17 protein-coding genes are annotated in these 14,537 nt (G+C 70.3%); 15 read left to right on the top strand and 2 right to left on the bottom strand.

Annotated elements, in window-relative coordinates; translation table 11 throughout:
* The first annotated feature begins 47 nt into the window (after positions 1 to 47).
* From CF8_RS01475 to CF8_RS01530, 12 genes are all read left to right on the top strand, one after another.
* Entirely contained in the window at positions 48 to 986 is a 939-nt protein-coding gene (locus CF8_RS01475; RefSeq protein WP_051204087.1) for a hypothetical protein, read from the top strand.
* Between the two features lie 166 nt (positions 987 to 1,152).
* Positions 1,153 to 1,704, top strand: a complete 552-nt coding sequence (gene hpt / locus CF8_RS01480) for a hypoxanthine phosphoribosyltransferase (protein ID WP_036491889.1) — start codon at positions 1,153 to 1,155, stop codon at positions 1,702 to 1,704.
* Between the two features lie 128 nt (positions 1,705 to 1,832).
* The gene (gene ftsH, locus CF8_RS01485; RefSeq protein ID WP_442937092.1) at positions 1,833 to 3,875 is read left to right on the top strand and encodes an ATP-dependent zinc metalloprotease FtsH; all 2,043 of its coding nucleotides are present in this window, start codon (positions 1,833 to 1,835) and stop codon (positions 3,873 to 3,875) included.
* A 14-nt stretch (positions 3,876 to 3,889) separates the two neighbouring features.
* Positions 3,890 to 4,498, top strand: a complete 609-nt coding sequence (gene folE / locus CF8_RS01490) for a GTP cyclohydrolase I FolE (protein ID WP_010831370.1) — start codon at positions 3,890 to 3,892, stop codon at positions 4,496 to 4,498.
* Complete coding sequence (gene folP, locus CF8_RS01495) at positions 4,495 to 5,355, top strand: dihydropteroate synthase (protein ID WP_084622747.1); 861 nt, start codon at positions 4,495 to 4,497, stop codon at positions 5,353 to 5,355. Before folE ends, folP begins: the two co-directional genes overlap by 4 nt.
* A complete protein-coding gene (gene folB, locus CF8_RS01500; protein ID WP_010831372.1) occupies positions 5,352 to 5,714 on the top strand; it encodes a dihydroneopterin aldolase in 363 nt (120 codons plus the stop codon). Before folP ends, folB begins: the two co-directional genes overlap by 4 nt.
* 16 nt (positions 5,715 to 5,730) lie before the next feature.
* Complete coding sequence (gene folK, locus CF8_RS01505) at positions 5,731 to 6,300, top strand: 2-amino-4-hydroxy-6-hydroxymethyldihydropteridine diphosphokinase (protein ID WP_010831373.1); 570 nt, start codon at positions 5,731 to 5,733, stop codon at positions 6,298 to 6,300.
* A complete protein-coding gene (locus tag CF8_RS01510) occupies positions 6,297 to 6,776 on the top strand; it encodes a DUF3180 domain-containing protein (protein WP_010831374.1) in 480 nt (159 codons plus the stop codon). The genes folK and CF8_RS01510 overlap by 4 nt, the downstream gene beginning before the upstream one ends.
* A 9-nt stretch (positions 6,777 to 6,785) precedes the next feature.
* Positions 6,786 to 7,421, top strand: coding sequence for a hypothetical protein (locus CF8_RS01515; protein WP_051204088.1), 636 nt, complete (start codon positions 6,786 to 6,788; stop codon positions 7,419 to 7,421).
* Positions 7,422 to 7,456: 35 nt separating this feature from the next.
* Positions 7,457 to 8,533: a GNAT family N-acetyltransferase gene (locus CF8_RS01520; protein WP_010831376.1), complete on the top strand. Its 1,077-nt coding sequence runs from the start codon at positions 7,457 to 7,459 to the stop codon at positions 8,531 to 8,533.
* Positions 8,530 to 8,877 carry a hypothetical protein gene (locus tag CF8_RS01525; protein ID WP_010831377.1) on the top strand — a complete coding sequence of 116 codons (348 nt, stop codon included), beginning with the start codon at positions 8,530 to 8,532 and terminating at the stop codon, positions 8,875 to 8,877. Before CF8_RS01520 ends, CF8_RS01525 begins: the two co-directional genes overlap by 4 nt.
* 19 nt (positions 8,878 to 8,896) lie before the next feature.
* Complete coding sequence (locus CF8_RS01530) at positions 8,897 to 9,820, top strand: SPFH domain-containing protein (protein WP_010831378.1); 924 nt, start codon at positions 8,897 to 8,899, stop codon at positions 9,818 to 9,820.
* A 12-nt stretch (positions 9,821 to 9,832) separates the two neighbouring features.
* Here CF8_RS01530 and CF8_RS01535 read toward each other — a convergent pair whose 3' ends face one another.
* Positions 9,833 to 10,792 carry an ABC transporter ATP-binding protein gene (locus tag CF8_RS01535; RefSeq protein WP_198016928.1) on the bottom strand — a complete coding sequence of 320 codons (960 nt, stop codon included), beginning with the start codon at positions 10,790 to 10,792 and terminating at the stop codon, positions 9,833 to 9,835.
* Between the two features lie 60 nt (positions 10,793 to 10,852).
* Here CF8_RS01535 and CF8_RS01540 point away from each other — a divergent pair, with 60 nt between their 5' ends.
* Genes CF8_RS01540 through CF8_RS01550 form a run of 3 tightly spaced genes read left to right on the top strand, consistent with a single transcriptional unit; the run spans position 10,853 to position 13,286 of the window.
* On the top strand, positions 10,853 to 11,563 hold the full coding sequence (locus CF8_RS01540; protein ID WP_010831380.1) for an ABC transporter permease: 711 nt from the start codon (positions 10,853 to 10,855) through the stop codon (positions 11,561 to 11,563).
* Positions 11,560 to 12,288: an ABC transporter permease gene (locus tag CF8_RS01545; RefSeq protein WP_232211558.1), complete on the top strand. Its 729-nt coding sequence runs from the start codon at positions 11,560 to 11,562 to the stop codon at positions 12,286 to 12,288. The genes CF8_RS01540 and CF8_RS01545 overlap by 4 nt, the downstream gene beginning before the upstream one ends.
* 53 nt (positions 12,289 to 12,341) lie before the next feature.
* Positions 12,342 to 13,286, top strand: coding sequence for an ABC transporter substrate-binding protein (locus CF8_RS01550; RefSeq protein WP_010831382.1), 945 nt, complete (start codon positions 12,342 to 12,344; stop codon positions 13,284 to 13,286).
* Positions 13,287 to 13,375: 89 nt separating this feature from the next.
* Here the strand turns inward: CF8_RS01550 and CF8_RS01555 are convergent, their stop codons facing one another.
* Positions 13,376 to 14,491 carry a glycosyltransferase family 2 protein gene (locus CF8_RS01555; protein ID WP_010831383.1) on the bottom strand — a complete coding sequence of 372 codons (1,116 nt, stop codon included), beginning with the start codon at positions 14,489 to 14,491 and terminating at the stop codon, positions 13,376 to 13,378.
* Between the last annotated feature and the right edge of the window lie 46 nt (positions 14,492 to 14,537).

Raw genomic sequence — 14,537 nt, forward strand, 5'->3', positions numbered from 1 at the left:
GTGGATGACCGGATGCGAGAACCGTGCGACCTCGGCACGCTGGCGGCATGCAGATCAAGGGCGATTTCAACACTCGGCGGCCGTTCCCGCGTTGGCGTGGGATCGCGGCCGGCCTCGGGCGCGCCAGCCTGGACGGTCCGGGTTTCCGGCGCATCCTGTACGGCGTCCTGGTGGCCGCCGACGTCCCGGATTCCCCACAGCTGCGTGCCGAGGCGGCGCTGCTCTGCTTCTTCGACAACGCCTTCGCGAGCCATGCCACCGCCGCGAGGATCTGGGGCGTGCCCGTGAGGTTGCCGCCCGACGAGCACGTGACCGTGCCCGAGGTCGGTCATCGGCTGAGGCGAGCCGGCGTGACGTGCCACGTGCGGTCGGACGCCGACGTGTCCGTCGTCGGCGGGGTCCGGGTCTCGACGCTGCCCGACCTCTTCGTCGAGCTGGCCACCCTGTTGCCGCTGGTCGAGCTCGTGGTTGCCGGGGACTGGATGGTCCGCCGCAAGGGCGTCCGCGTGGACCAGCTGATCCAGGCCGCGGGCTCGGCCGGCGGTCGCGCGGGTGACCTCGCGCGCCGGGCGGCGGCGTACGTCCGGGAGAAGGTCGACTCCCCGATGGAGACGCGGCTGCGGATGCTGCTGGTGCTGGCCGGCATCCCCGAGCCCCGGGTCAACCTCGAGATCAGGACCGAGGACGGGGAGGTGCTGCGTCGCTACGACCTGAGCTGGCCGGGCGTGCGGGTGATCGTCGAGTACGACGGGCGCCACCACGTGGAGCGGGTCGAGCAGTGGGAGGCAGACCTGACCCGTCGCGAGGCCATCGACGACAGCGAGTGGCGGATCGTCGTCATCGTCTCCTCAGGCATCTACAAGCACCCGGAGCACACCGTCCAGCGGGTCCACACCCTGTTGCGCGCTCGAGGGCTGGCCGGCTTGCCGGCACGACCCCGCGAGGACTGGCGACCGCACTTCCCCGGCTGGGCCGACGTGGCCTGACCTGAAGGTCCACGCACCTGCGTGGACCTTCAGCCCTGCCAGACCGGTGGCACCGGGATCTCCACGCACCTGCGTGGAGTTTCGTCTCCCCGCCGGACACCCGATGGCGCCGTACGCCGCACGGACCCGTGGCGACGAGAGGCCGGCGTGCATCTACGCTGACGCCATGGAGTCAGCCCACGTGGAGAACGACCTCGTCAACGTGCTGTTCACCGAAGCGCAGATCCAGGCGCGGCTGGCTGAGATGGCGACCCAGATCGCGGCCGACTACGAGGGCCAGGACCTGCTGATGGTGGGCGTGCTCCGTGGTGCGGTGATGGTCATGGCCGACCTGTCGCGGGCGCTGCCGCGCCACGTCGAGATGGACTGGATGGCGATCAGCTCCTACGGCTCGGGCACAAAGTCGAGCGGCGTGGTGCGCATCCTCAAGGACCTCGACACCGACATCACCGGTCGGCACGTGCTGATCGTGGACGAGATCATCGACACCGGGCTGACGCTGAGCTGGCTGGTCAACAGCCTCGGCAGCCGCAGCCCGGCCAGCGTCGAGATCGCCACCCTGCTCCGCAAGCCGGAGGCGCTGAGCATGCCGGTGGAGCCGAGGTACGTCGGCTGGGACATCCCGAACGAGTTCGTCGTGGGCTACGGCCTGGACTACCGCGAGAAGTACCGCAACCTGCGCGACATCGGCACGCTGGCCCCCCACGTCTACTCCTGAGCGGCGCCTCGCTTTCACCCCGCCTGAAACAATGCCTGCGTAAGCACGACTGGCACCACCAAGACCACAGGCTGGCCGCGACGAGGTAGCGTCGCGTCACTCCTGATCACCCCTGGCGAAAGATGCAAGTGAAGCGCATATTCAAGGGCCCCTGGCTGTGGATGGTGCTGGCCATGTTCGGCGTCCTGCTGGCCATCCAGTACCTCGCACCCAACGGCGGGTACGACGAGGTCAAGACGTCCGAGCTGAGCACCTGGATCAAGGACGGCGACGTCAAGGAGATCACCTTCATCGACGGTGACCAGGAGATCCAGGCGACCCTGGACGACGGCACCCGCGAGGGCAGCGACAAGGTGCTGACCCACTACATCGACGGCCAGCAGGAGAGCCTGCTCGCGCTGGTGGACGAGCAGGTCGACACGGGCACCATCGAGGAGTCCAACTCCGAGAACCCGCAGCCCAGCCTGCTCAGCTCCCTGCTCGTCACCCTGCTCCCGTTCGCGCTGATCGTGCTGCTGTTCATCTTCTTGATGAACCAGGCCCAGGGCGGTGGCCGCGGCGTCATGCAGTTCGCCAAGTCCAAGGCCAAGCTGATCACCAAGGACATGCCGAAGACGACGTTCTCGGACGTCGCCGGCTGTGAAGAGGCGATCGAGGAGCTCGGCGAGATCAAGGAGTTCCTCCAGGAGCCGGCGAAGTTCCAGGCCGTCGGCGCCAAGATCCCCAAGGGCGTCCTGCTCTACGGCCCGCCCGGCACCGGCAAGACCCTGCTCGCCCGCGCTGTCGCGGGTGAGGCGGGCGTGCCGTTCTACTCCATCTCCGGGTCCGACTTCGTCGAGATGTTCGTCGGCGTCGGCGCCTCCCGCGTGCGCGACCTGTTCGAGCAGGCGAAGGAGAACGCTCCCGCCATCGTGTTCATCGACGAGATCGACGCGGTCGGTCGCCACCGCGGCGCCGGTATGGGCGGAGGTCACGACGAGCGCGAGCAGACCCTCAACCAGCTCCTCGTCGAGATGGACGGCTTCGACGTCCGCGGCGGCGTCATCCTGATCGCCGCGACCAACCGGCCCGACGTGCTCGACCCGGCGCTGCTGCGCCCGGGCCGCTTCGACCGCCAGATCGCCGTCGACGCCCCCGACCTCAACGGCCGGCACATGATCTTGAAGGTGCACTCGCGCGGCAAGCCGATCGCGGCCGACATCGACCTGCTCAGCGTTGCTCGCCGTACGCCCGGCTTCACCGGTGCCGACCTCGCCAACGTGCTCAACGAGGCCGCGCTGCTCACCGCGCGCCAGAACGAGAAGCTGATCACCGACGAGAGCCTCGACGAGGCCATCGACCGCGTGATCGCCGGTCCGCAGCGACGCACTCGCCTGATGAGCGAGAAGGAGAAGCTGATCACGGCCTACCACGAGGGCGGCCACGCCCTCGTCGCCGCGGCGCTTCCCGGCACCGACCCGGTGCACAAGGTGACGATCCTGCCGCGCGGTCGTGCGCTGGGCTACACGATGGTGCTGCCCGACGAGGACAAGTACAGCCAGACGCGCAGCGAGATGCTCGACAAGCTCGCCTACATGCTGGGCGGGATGGCGGCCGAGGCGCTGATCTTCCACGACGTCACCAGCGGCGCCGGCAACGACATCGAGAAGGCGACCAACCTCGCCCGCGCGATGGTCACGCAGTACGGCATGAGCGACCGCCTGGGCGCGATCAAGCTCGGCGACAGCTCCTCCGAGCCGTTCATGGGCCGCGACATGGGCCACCAGCGCAACTACTCCGAAGAGGTCGCCGCGATCATCGACGAGGAGGTGAAGAAGCTGCTCTCCACGGCCCACCAGGAAGCCTTCGACACCCTCGAGAACAACCGCGACGTGCTCGACGCACTGGTGCTGGAGCTCCTCGACAAGGAGACCCTGGACAAGGCCGAGATCGCCGAGATCTTCGTCCCGCTGCGCCTGCACCCCGACCGTCCGGCGTGGACCGGCTCCGACGCGCGCACGCCCAGCACGATCCCGCCCGTGGAGATCCCGCAGGAGATCCGTGACCGCGCCGCTGCGGGTGCCCTGGCGTCCGGTCGCGAGGGTGGCGTCATCCTCACGCCGCCGGGCTCGGGTGGCGACACGCACGGTGACCTGCCGGGCGACACCGAGCCTCCTGCACCCCCGGCCTGAACGGACCCGCGACGATGACCGATCCGATCAGCCTCGACGAGCGCGAGATCCCCGACTACGACCACGCGCGTGCGGAGGCTGCCGTCCGCGAGCTGCTCGCGGCCATCGGCGAGGACCCGGAGCGCGAGGGGCTGCTGGAGACGCCGGCCCGGGTCGCGCGGGCCTATGCCGAGCTGACCCAGGGCCTGCGCCAGCGCCCGGAGGACGTGCTCACCACGACGTTCGACATCGGTCACGACGAGATGGTGCTGGTGCGCGACATCGAGCTGTGGTCGATGTGCGAGCACCACCTCGTGCCCTTCACCGGGGTCGCCCACGTCGGCTACATCCCGGCCGAGAGCGGCAAGATCACCGGGCTGTCCAAGCTGGCCCGCCTGGTCGACGTCTATGCCAAGCGTCCGCAGGTCCAGGAGCGCCTCACCACCCAGGTGGCCGACGCACTGATGGAGATCCTCGACGCGCGCGGCGTGATCGTGGTGATCGAGGCCGAGCACCTCTGCATGACCATGCGCGGCGTCCGCAAGGCCGGCGCCCGCACGATCACCAGTGCCGTCCGCGGCACGATGCTCACCGACCAGGCCACCCGCGCCGAGGCAATGGCGCTGATCAACTCCCGACGATGACTCGTCCCCGCGTGATGGGGATCGTCAACGTCACGCCCGACTCGTTCTCCGACGGAGGGTTGTACGCCGACGCCGACCGTGCCGTCGAGCACGGTCGTCAGCTCCTGGCCGACGGGGCCAACCTGCTCGACATCGGCGGCGAGTCGACCCGGCCGGGCGCGACCCGCCCGCTGGTCAACGAGGAGCTCGACCGCGTCGTCCCGGTCATCACCCGGCTGGTCGCCGAGGGGGCAGTGGTGTCCGTCGACACCATGCGCGCCTCGGTGGCGGCAGCGGCGCTGGAGGCCGGCGCGCAGATCGTCAACGACGTCTCCGGGGGGCTGGCCGATCCGGGGATCCTCGAGGTGGTGGCGGCCAGCGGGGCGACGTACGTCGCGATGCACTGGCGCGCCCACGCCACGACGATGCAGGACTTCACCGACTACGGCCCGGCCGGCGTCGTCGAGGGCGTACGCCGCGAGCTCGGCGCGCGCCTGGACGCGATCGTGGCCGCGGGGATCGACCCGGAGCGGGTGCTGCTCGATCCTGGCCTCGGCTTCGCCAAGCTGCCCGAGCACAACTGGGAGCTGCTGCGGGGGCTGGAGTCGCTCGAGTCGCTGGGGCGGCCGCTGCTGATCGGTGCCAGCCGCAAGTCGTTCCTGGGCTCGCTGCTCGCCGACGGCACACCGCGCGAGGTGGGGGAGCGGGAGTTCGCCCACGTCGCCCTGGTCGCGCTGCTGGCGCAGCGCGGCGTCGACTGCCTGCGCGTGCACGACGTGCGGGCGACCTGCGACGCCCTCGCCGTGGTCGATGCGCTGGCCGGCGACGGGTCCGGTGTCACCGGTGTCGGTGGCATCCGGCAGGGTGGTGTCTCGTGACCGACGAGCTGAGCATCACCGGAGTGGAGTGCTTCGCCTTCCACGGTGTCTTCGACTTCGAGCGGCGCGAGGGCCAGACCTTCGTGATCGACCTCACCCTCGGTCTCGACACCGCGCCCGCGGCGGCCTCCGACGACTTGCAGGACACCGTCGACTACGGAAGCCTCGTGGCGCGGGTCAAGGCGGCCGTCGAGTCCGATCCCGTGAATCTGATCGAGACGGTGGCCCAGCGCATCGCGGACGTCTGCCTCGCGGACGGTCGTGTTGAATGGGCCCGCGTCACGATTCACAAGCCGGATGCACCGATTGAGGCGACGTTCGCCGATGTCGCGCTCACGATCACCAGACACACCCCCTAGACAACGAGGGCCACCAATGACCGAGACCCCCAACCCCAACATCGTGGATGCCGACTCCCTGACCGGGGAGATGCACCCGATCCGCCGGGTGGTGGTCGCTCTCGGGTCCAACCTCGGAGAGCGCTTCGCCGCACTGCAGGGTGCCGTCGACGCCCTGGCCGACACCCCTGACTTCTTCGTCACCGGCGTCTCGCCCGTCTACGAGAGCGACGCCGTCGACGCGCCCGACGACGCCCCGCAGTTCCTCAACGCGATCGTGCTGGCCGACACCACGTTGCCGGCCGCCCGCCTGATGGAGCGCGCCCTGGCCGTCGAGGACGCCTTCGACCGGGAGCGCAGCGAGGTGCGCAACGCCCCGCGCACGCTCGACGTCGACCTGATCGTCGTCGGCGACCGTCGCGCCGACGACGACTTCCTGCGCCTGCCCCACCCGCGCGCCCACGAGCGGGCCTTCGTGCTGCAGCCGTGGCACGATCTCGAGCCCGACGCCGTGTTCCCCGACCGCGGCCCGATCGTCGAGCTGCTCGCCGACCTCGACGCCTCCGGCATCACCAAGCGCGACGATCTGGTGATCGAGGTCCAGTGACGCCCGACCCGGCCCCGCCGGACGGCCACCTGCGCCCCACCACGGGCGCGTCGTTGGCCATCGCGGCGGTGATCGGCCTGGTCTTCGGCTGGCTGTTGCGACCGGTCGTCGTCCGGCTCAGCGGCACCGCCCCCTTCGTCACGTGGGTGCAGGCACTGGCTCTGGTCTTCGTGGCCGCTGTGCTGGCCTACGTCGCCTGGCACACCTGGCAGACCGTCCAGGTCCGCCGCCAGCGACTGCCCGACAACCGCGCCGTCAACCGGCTGGTGCTCGCGCGTGCCAGTGCCCTGGTGGGGACCCTGGCGGCCGGCGGCTATGCCGGTTACGCCATCACCTGGCTCGGCGACGCCTCCGAGCTCGCCGACGAGCGACTGCTCCGCTGCGGGGTCGCCGCCCTGGGCGGCCTGCTCATGATGCTCGCCTCACTCGCGCTCGAACGCGCGTGTCGCGTCCCTTCGGGGGACGAGGAGCCCTAGCCTGACCACATGTCTTCCCTTCAGCCCCAGCAGTCACAGTCGTCCCGCACGACTGCGCGCCGTCGCCAGCGCAGCACCCGCCTGAGTGTGGCGGTCGCACTGCTGGCGCTCTCCGCCGTGTCGGTGGTGGGTGCTGTCGTGTCAGGGTCGGCGCTGCTGATCACCGTCGCTGCCGTCCTCGCCGTCGTCCTGGGCGCCGCCGCCACCAAGATCACCCACTCCGAGCTCGCCGACGACCGCGTCGAGGCGGCTCGTGACCGCGCCGAGCAGGCGCGTGCCTACACCGCGCTCACCGAGCGCCGTACGGCCGAGAACATGAACTTCGCGCTCGACATGCGCCGCAAGATCACCGCCCGCGAGGAGGTCATCGCCGGCCTCGAGGTCGCCCTCAGCACCGCGCAGCGCCAGGTCGCCGACCAGACCCGCAAGGTCAACAACGAGGCCCGCCGCGCCGACCTCGCCGAGCGCGCCCGCGTCGAGGGCACCGAGACGATCCAGGGCCTCGAGCGCTCGCTGAGCAGCTCGGAGGAGCGCGCCGCCGAGGCGATCGTGCTCGTCTCCGAGCTGGAGGCAGAGCTTGACGTTCTGCGCGCCGAGCTCGACTCCTGGCACGCCGCGTCGAACAAGCGCGCCAACTCCGCCTGACCCGCTCGGCTCGCACTAGGGCACAATCGATCGATGTGATCCCTGAGGACAACCGGTTCGAGAGTGACCCTGCTGAAGTTCTCCCCGAGGATCCTGGCCTTCCACGAGGCTGGGAGGCCGGCACCGTCGACGGCGACGACCCGGCCCAGGTGGAGCGACTGACCGACCTGCTGCGAGCCCACGAGCGCGCCGGCCGCGGCTGGGCGACCGGCTCCGAGGACGACGTGCTGGTCGAGGTCCACGGCCTCGAGATGCGCGAGAACCTCGTGGTCCGCGACGACGAGGGCCTCATCCGGGCCTGGGGCAGCGTGCACGACCGTGCCGTGGGCCGCATGCTCTACGTCCACATCGTCGATCGCACCCTGCCCGACAAGATCGCTCGCACGTGCTCCGACGTCCTCTTCGAGTGGGCGCACGCCCAGGCCCGCCAGGTCGGCGCCGAGCGCGGCCTGGCCGTCCAGCAGATCGACACCGGCGCGTTCCAGGACGACGAGCGCCAGCACGCCTGGCTGGCCGCCGCCGACTTCACCAAGGTCCGCACGTGGTGGCAGATGAGCCGCTCGGTCATCGCCGACGAGGTGGAGCTGGTCCCCGACCCCCTCGCGTGGAGCAAGGACGGCGTGCACTTCCGGCTCGTACGGCGCGAGGCCGGCGGGATGCCGGACGAGGCCGACCTCCGGGCGGTCCACGACGTGCTCGAGGGCGCGTTCACCGACCACTTCAACTCGGCGGAGGAGACCTTCCACGAGTTCATCCACCGGCTCCGCGAGGACCCGGGCCACCGCTGGGACCACTGGTGGCTGGCCGAGGTCGACGGCGAGCCGGCCGGTGCGCTGGTCGGCACCGTGAGCGAGGCGAGCAAGGGGCCGGACGGTTCCTACGTCTCCTACCTCGGCGTGCTGGAGTCGGCCCGCGGGCGCGGCGTCGCCAAGGGCCTGCTGCACACGATCATCGCCGACGCGGCGGCCCGTGGCCGGGACCGTGTCGGTCTGGAGGTCGATGCGGACTCACCGACCGGCGCCGACGGGCTGTACGTCTCCATGGGCTGGGGCACGAAGTACACCACCGAGTCGTGGCACAAGGACGTCCCGGTCGAGGAGGCCGGCTCGTGAACGGCATCGTGCTGCTGCTCGTGCTGATGATCGTCGTCGTGGCCGTCACGGTCGTCGCCGGCGTGCTCGTCCTGGACTCGCGCGGGGACAAGCAGGCCCGGGCCCTGGAGTCGGGTCGCGCCGCGCGGGTGCGCGAGGCGGTCGACCTGGCCTACCAGCACCTCGAGATCTCGCCGGCCCTCGCGGACGCCCTGATCGACGCCAGCAGGGACGTCGACTACGGCTCGCCGGCCCACGTCCAGTCGACCACCGAGCGGTTGCTGGGCATCGCGCGTGAGCACCGCGGCGCCGAGCCGGACCTTGCTGTCATCATCATCGACACACTGCGCCGCACCGCGGCCTGAGCTCGATCACGGGGGAACCATGACCACACCTGCCACTTCGTCGCGCGCATCGAAGGCCGCCAAGGCCCTCGTGGGGCTCGGCGCCATCGCCGTGCTCCTGCTGGCGATGCTGATCTTCATCCGGCCCACCACGGTGTCCACCGGTCCCGACCAGGTGGCGCTGCACTACAGCGACGGGGCGTTCACCCCGCGTCGCTTCCAGGACTGCGTGTCCAGCTCGACGCGCGCCTGGGACGGCCCGGGCGACAAGCACTACTCCTACCCCAAGAGCCAGCGCAACTACGTCTTCGGCGAGGGCGGCGACCGGCCGATGGTGACCTTCGTCAGTAAGGACGGCATCGAGATGAGCGTCGACGGTGTCGCGGCGTTCCTGCTCAACACGGACTGCAAGACGCTGCAGAAGTTCCACGACCTCATCGGCAACCGCTACGCCGCCTACATGGACACCACCGACGGCAACGGCTCCGCGGGCTGGCTGCAGATGCTGAGTGTCTACCTCAGCCGCCCGCTCGAGACCGCGATCGACCGCGCCAGCCAGAACTACACCTACACCGAGCTCTACACCGACCCGGCCGTCAAGGCGAAGTGGGAGCAGGAGGTGCTCGAGCAGATGCCCGAGCTCGTCGGGCGTCAGATCGACGGCGACGAGGAGTTCTTCACCGACTTCGCGATCACGTTGCAGAAGCCCGTCCCGCCGGAGTCGGTCAAGGCTGCCCTCGTCGCCCAGCAGGAGGCGGTCGCCAAGGCGAAGGCCAAGGAGGCCGAGGCAGCCGCGCAGGTGAAGGCAGCCGAGGCGCAGGTCGCGGTCGAGAAGGCGGAGGCGGCCAAGATCTCCGAGCGGATCAAGGTGCTCGGTCGTGACGGCTACCTCAAGCAGTACGCCATCGACCACGGCCTCAACCCCTACCAGCCCTCGACCAACGGGCTGATCACCGGCCCGTAGCCCCTCGGGCGGTCAGCGCAGGGACTCGCGCAGGGCCTGGTGCACTCCGTTGGGCGTCAGCACGCCGACGAACCGGGCCCCGCGCTTGACCCCGATCATCGCCTTGTCGTCACGCAGCAGCGCGGCGAGCGCCTCCTCCAGCGACGAGTCGATGTCGATGGCGGCGCCGAGCTGGCCGCCGCTGACACCGTCCAGTGGCTCGAGGTGCTCCTCGCGCAGCGGCGTGACGGTGAGCCGGCGCAGCCCGCGGGTCGAGCCCACGAAGTCGGCGACGAAGTCGTCGGCCGGTCGGGCGAGGAGCTCCATCGGGGTGGCGTACTGCGCGAGCCGGCCGCCGACGGCGAACACCGCCACGCGATCGCCCATCCGGACGGCCTCGTCGATGTCGTGGGTGACCAGCACGACGGTCTTGCCGAGGTCGCGCTGGAGCCGGAGGAACTCGTCCTGCAGCTTGGTGCGGACCACCGGGTCGACGGCGCCGAAGGGCTCGTCCATCAGCAGCACGGGCGGGTTGGCCGCGAGTGCTCGAGCCACCCCGACGCGCTGGCGCTGGCCGCCGGAGAGCTGGTGGGGGTAGCGATCGGCGTACTGCCCGGGCTCGAGCCCGACGGTCTCCAGCAGCTCGAGCGCGCGCGCCCGGGCGGTGGCCTTCGACTCGCCGTACAGCAACGGCACGGTCATGACGTTGTTGATGATCTTCTGGTGCGGGAACAGCCCGATCTGCTGGATGACGTAGCCGATCCCGCGTCGCAGCTGGACGGGATCGACGTCGGTGACGTCGCGGCCGTCGAGGATGATCCGGCCCGTCGTCGGCTCGATCAGCCGGTTGATCATCTTCAGCGTCGTGGACTTGCCGCAGCCTGACGGGCCGACGAGGCAGACCATCTCGCCGCGGCGTACGTCGAGGTCGAGCTCGTGCACCGCGACGGTGCCGTTGGCATAGGTCTTGCCCACGCCCTGGAGCTGGATCATCGATTCTTCCGACGACGAGGCTGACGTGGATCCGGCGCTCGAGGCGGTAGCGTCCATGCGGTGACCCTACTCGCGAGGGGCCTGCCCGCGGCGGAGCCGAGCTGCTACAACCGCACGGTCAACGACTGGTGGTGCGGTGCCTACTTCACCGACTATCGCGACGAGCTGGTCGATGCGACCACCCAACACCTCGTCATCACGGTCACGGCGATCGCGCTGAGCATCCTGATTGCCTTCCCGCTCGCACTGCTGGCGCGCCGGCGACAGCGCCTCGAGACCGCCATCACCGGCGTGTCGACGGCGCTCTACACCGTCCCGTCGCTGGCGCTCTTCCCGCTGCTGGTGCCCTTCACCGGCATCACCGCGACGACGGTGGTCATCGGTCTCGCGCTCTATGCACTCACCATCCTGGTCCGCAGCATGCTCGACGGCCTGCGCTCGGTGCCCGACGACGTGCGTGAGTCCGCACGCGGACTGGGGTACGGCGCCGCGTCGCAGCTGTTCCGGATCGAGCTGCCCCTCGCGCTGCCCGTGATGATGGCCGGCCTGCGCGTCGCCACCGTCTCGACGGTCGCGCTCACCACGGTCGGCACCCTCGTCGCCAACGGCGGCCTCGGCAACCTGATCGCCGACGGCGTCACCACCAACTTCAAGGCCGAGCTGCTCGCGGCCTGCCTGCTGTGCGTGGCGATCGCGGTCCTGCTCGACGTCCTGATCGTCGGCCTGCAGCGACTCGTCACACCCTGGACGCGGACGGGGGTCTCCTCTTGAGCGTCTTCGCAGACATGTGGGCCTACCTCACCGACGGGGCCAACTGGTCGGGCAACGGCGGCATCCTCGAGCTGCTCGTGCAGCAGCTCCTGCTCACCGGCACGGCGTTGGCCCTGGCGATCCTGATCGGGCTGCCGCTGGCGCTGTGGCTGGGACACCTCGGCCGGGGCGGCTTCCTGGCGATCAACATCTCCAACGTGGGCCGGGCGATCCCGACCTTCGCGCTGCTCGCGCTGCTCGTCACCGCCGACTGGCCGGGGGTCTCGACGTTCGGCCCGTTCGGGCGGGCCGGCATCGCCACCCTGATCGCGCTCACGCTGTTCGCGCTGCCGCCGATCATCACCAACGCCTACGTCGCGGTCCGTGAGGTGGGAGGGGACGTCAAGGAGTCGGCGCGCGGCATGGGCATGACGTCGTGGCAGCAGTTCCGCCAGGTCGAGCTGCCGCTGGCCCTGCCGCTCGTGGCCGGCGGCGTACGCCTCGCACTCGTGCAGGTCTGGGCCACGGCCACCATCGCTGCCCTGGTGGCCGGCCCGGGCCTCGGCCGGATCATCACCGACGGCTTCGCCAACAGCTACTACGGGAAGGGAATCGCCGGGGCCGTGGTTGTCGCGGTCGTGGCGATGGTCCTGGAGGTGCTCGCGTCCATGGCGCAGCGCGCCGTCGACCCGATCCCGCGCACCAGCACGGCCAAGAAGCAGGACCAGCTGCTCGCGACCACGTGAGCAGGACCGGACACGCGTGGCCACGGGGCCGCGGGACACAGAAGGTGAATGACATGCAGCTACGACGGATTGCCGCGAGTGCGCTGGCCATCAGCACGGTGTTGCTCGGCGCTGCGTGCGCCGGCGACGACCTCGCCGAGGACGGCTCGGACTCCGCGAGCGGGGACAAGGGCGCGGTCAAGATCTCCGGCCAGGACTTCGGAGAGGTGCAGATCGTCTCGGCGATGTACGAGCAGCTCCTCGAGGCCGAGGGCTACGACGTGTCCGTCCAGCTGGTCGGCACGCGCGACGTCTACATGGCCGAGGGACAGTTCCCCGACTCCGTGCAGCTCGTTCCCGAGTACGTCGGCGGCATCGTCGACTACCTCAACACCACGGTCAACGGTCCGGACGCCGAGCCGCTCACCACACCCGACGCCGACGAGTCCGTCGAGGCCGCCGCGCCGCTGCTCGAGGAGAAGGGCATCACCCTGCTCGACCCGTCGGCTGCGGTCGACACCAACGCCTTCTTCGTGACGAAGGAGTTCTCCGAGTCGCAGGGCGTCACCAAGCTCTCCGACCTCGAGGGCAAGAAGGTCGTCGTCGCTGCTGCCGAGGACTGCGCCGAGCGCACCGACTGCGGTGCCGGCCTGACCGAGGACTACGGCATCGACGTCACCGAGTTCCTGCCGCTGGGCTTCGCGTCCGCCGACGTCTTCAAGTCGGTCGCCGACGGTGAGTCGCAGCTCGGGCTGACGTCGACCACCGACGGCACGCTCGAGTCGCAGGGCATGGTGCTGCTCGAGGACGACAAGCAGATCCAGCCGGCGCAGAACCTCGTCCCCGCCGTCTCCTCCGACTGGCTGGCCGACAACCCGGACGTCGAGGACGTGCTCAACGAGCTGATGGCCGCGCTGACGACCGAGAAGCTCACCGAGCTGAACGGCCAGATCTCCGTCGAGCGCCAGAAGCCGGCCGACATCGCGAGCGAGTTCCTGGAGGCCGAGGGCCTGCTCTGAGGTTCAAGCCCTTGGTTTCGACACGCTCCTCGCTGCGGGCTGGTCCCGCTGGTTGAGCAGGCGCGCCAGCGCCGTGTCGAAACCAAGGGTCAGCGGATCTCGACGTCACGCAACGCGAGCGCGGCGGCGTCGACGCCCGACAGGTCCAGCACCTCGCTGGGTACGTCGATGTGTCGGCCCGCCGCGTCCGTCGTCTGTGGCGCCGGCCCGGTGAGAGCGCCGGCCCACGTCATCAGGGCGGCGGCGTCGGCGCGCCGGTCCTGCTCGACCAGCCAGCCGCAGAGCCGGTGCACGGGCGGCAGCCCGCTGTGCACCAGCGAGCGCTCGCCCCAGAACTCCCGCACGCCGTCGCGCAGCAGCACCCACCACTCGTCGGAGGCGCCGGGGATCTCGAGGAAGTAGCGCCACAGGTCGCCGGCGAGCACGCGGTCGACGAACACCGACTCCACGGTCGCGTCCCTGCCGGCGCGGACGGCGGCGTACGACATCCGCTTGGTCTCCCAGCGGTCGGTGAGGTCGCGCAGGGAGGAGCGCTGCTGGGTGATCGAGGAGCCGTCGTCGCGGATGCGCCAGTGGTAGACGATGTCGGGGACGACGTCGAAGGTGCCGCGCATGAAGGCGCGCGTGGTCGTCGGCTGGTCCTCGTAGCGGATGCCCTCGGGCCAGCCCAGGCCCGCCGCGTCCCAGAAGGAGCGGCGGAAGACCTTGTTCCACGCGAAGACGTCGCCGAGGATCTCCGGCCGGTCCGCGACCCGCAGGCCGAGGGCACGCGGGTGCAGCCGCCGCATCCACGGCGGCTCGTGCAGCCCGTCGCCCTCCCACCGCACGATCGAGCCGGTCACGAAGTCGGAGCCCGACTCGACGAGGGTGCCGACGAGGGTGGCCAGCGCGGACGGCGGCAGCACGTCGTCGGAGTCGAGGAACGTCAGGAGCTCGGACCCGGCGTGGGCGGCCCCGACGTTGCGTGCCGACCCGAGCCCGCCGTTCTCGACGTGCACGACCCGGATCCGCGGGTCGCGGGCGGCATAGGAATCGGCGATCTCTCCGCTGCTGTCGGGGGAGCCGTCGTCGACGACGACCGCCTCCCAGGCGGTCCAGGTCTGCGCGAGCAGCGAGTCGAGGCAGGCCGGGAGGTAGGCCTCGACGCCGTAGGCCGGGACGACCACCGAGATGCCCGGTTCACGCCGCCGCCGCAGGAACCCCATGGACGGGCACCCTAGTTGTTCTGTCCGGACAGGTTGGGCACGCGGT

It is taken from the genome of Nocardioides sp. CF8 (assembly GCF_000389985.1).
Classification (GTDB): Bacteria; Actinomycetota; Actinomycetes; order Propionibacteriales; family Nocardioidaceae; genus Nocardioides; species Nocardioides allogilvus.

Bases quoted from the DNA above. Each gene is read 5' to 3' on its own strand.
- CF8_RS01475 (WP_051204087.1), top strand. From the start codon at position 48: ATGCAGATCAAGGGCGATTTCAACACTCGGCGGCCGTTCCCGCGTTGG.
- hpt (WP_036491889.1), top strand. From the start codon at position 1,153: ATGGAGTCAGCCCACGTGGAGAACGACCTCGTCAACGTGCTGTTCACC.
- folE (WP_010831370.1), top strand. From the start codon at position 3,890: ATGACCGATCCGATCAGCCTCGACGAGCGCGAGATCCCCGACTACGAC.
- folP (WP_084622747.1), top strand. From the start codon at position 4,495: ATGACTCGTCCCCGCGTGATGGGGATCGTCAACGTCACGCCCGACTCG.
- folK (WP_010831373.1), top strand. From the start codon at position 5,731: ATGACCGAGACCCCCAACCCCAACATCGTGGATGCCGACTCCCTGACC.
- CF8_RS01515 (WP_051204088.1), top strand. From the start codon at position 6,786: ATGTCTTCCCTTCAGCCCCAGCAGTCACAGTCGTCCCGCACGACTGCG.
- CF8_RS01530 (WP_010831378.1), top strand. From the start codon at position 8,897: ATGACCACACCTGCCACTTCGTCGCGCGCATCGAAGGCCGCCAAGGCC.
- CF8_RS01535 (WP_198016928.1), bottom strand. From the start codon at position 10,792: ATGATCCAGCTCCAGGGCGTGGGCAAGACCTATGCCAACGGCACCGTC.
- CF8_RS01550 (WP_010831382.1), top strand. From the start codon at position 12,342: ATGCAGCTACGACGGATTGCCGCGAGTGCGCTGGCCATCAGCACGGTG.
- CF8_RS01555 (WP_010831383.1), bottom strand. From the start codon at position 14,491: ATGGGGTTCCTGCGGCGGCGGCGTGAACCGGGCATCTCGGTGGTCGTC.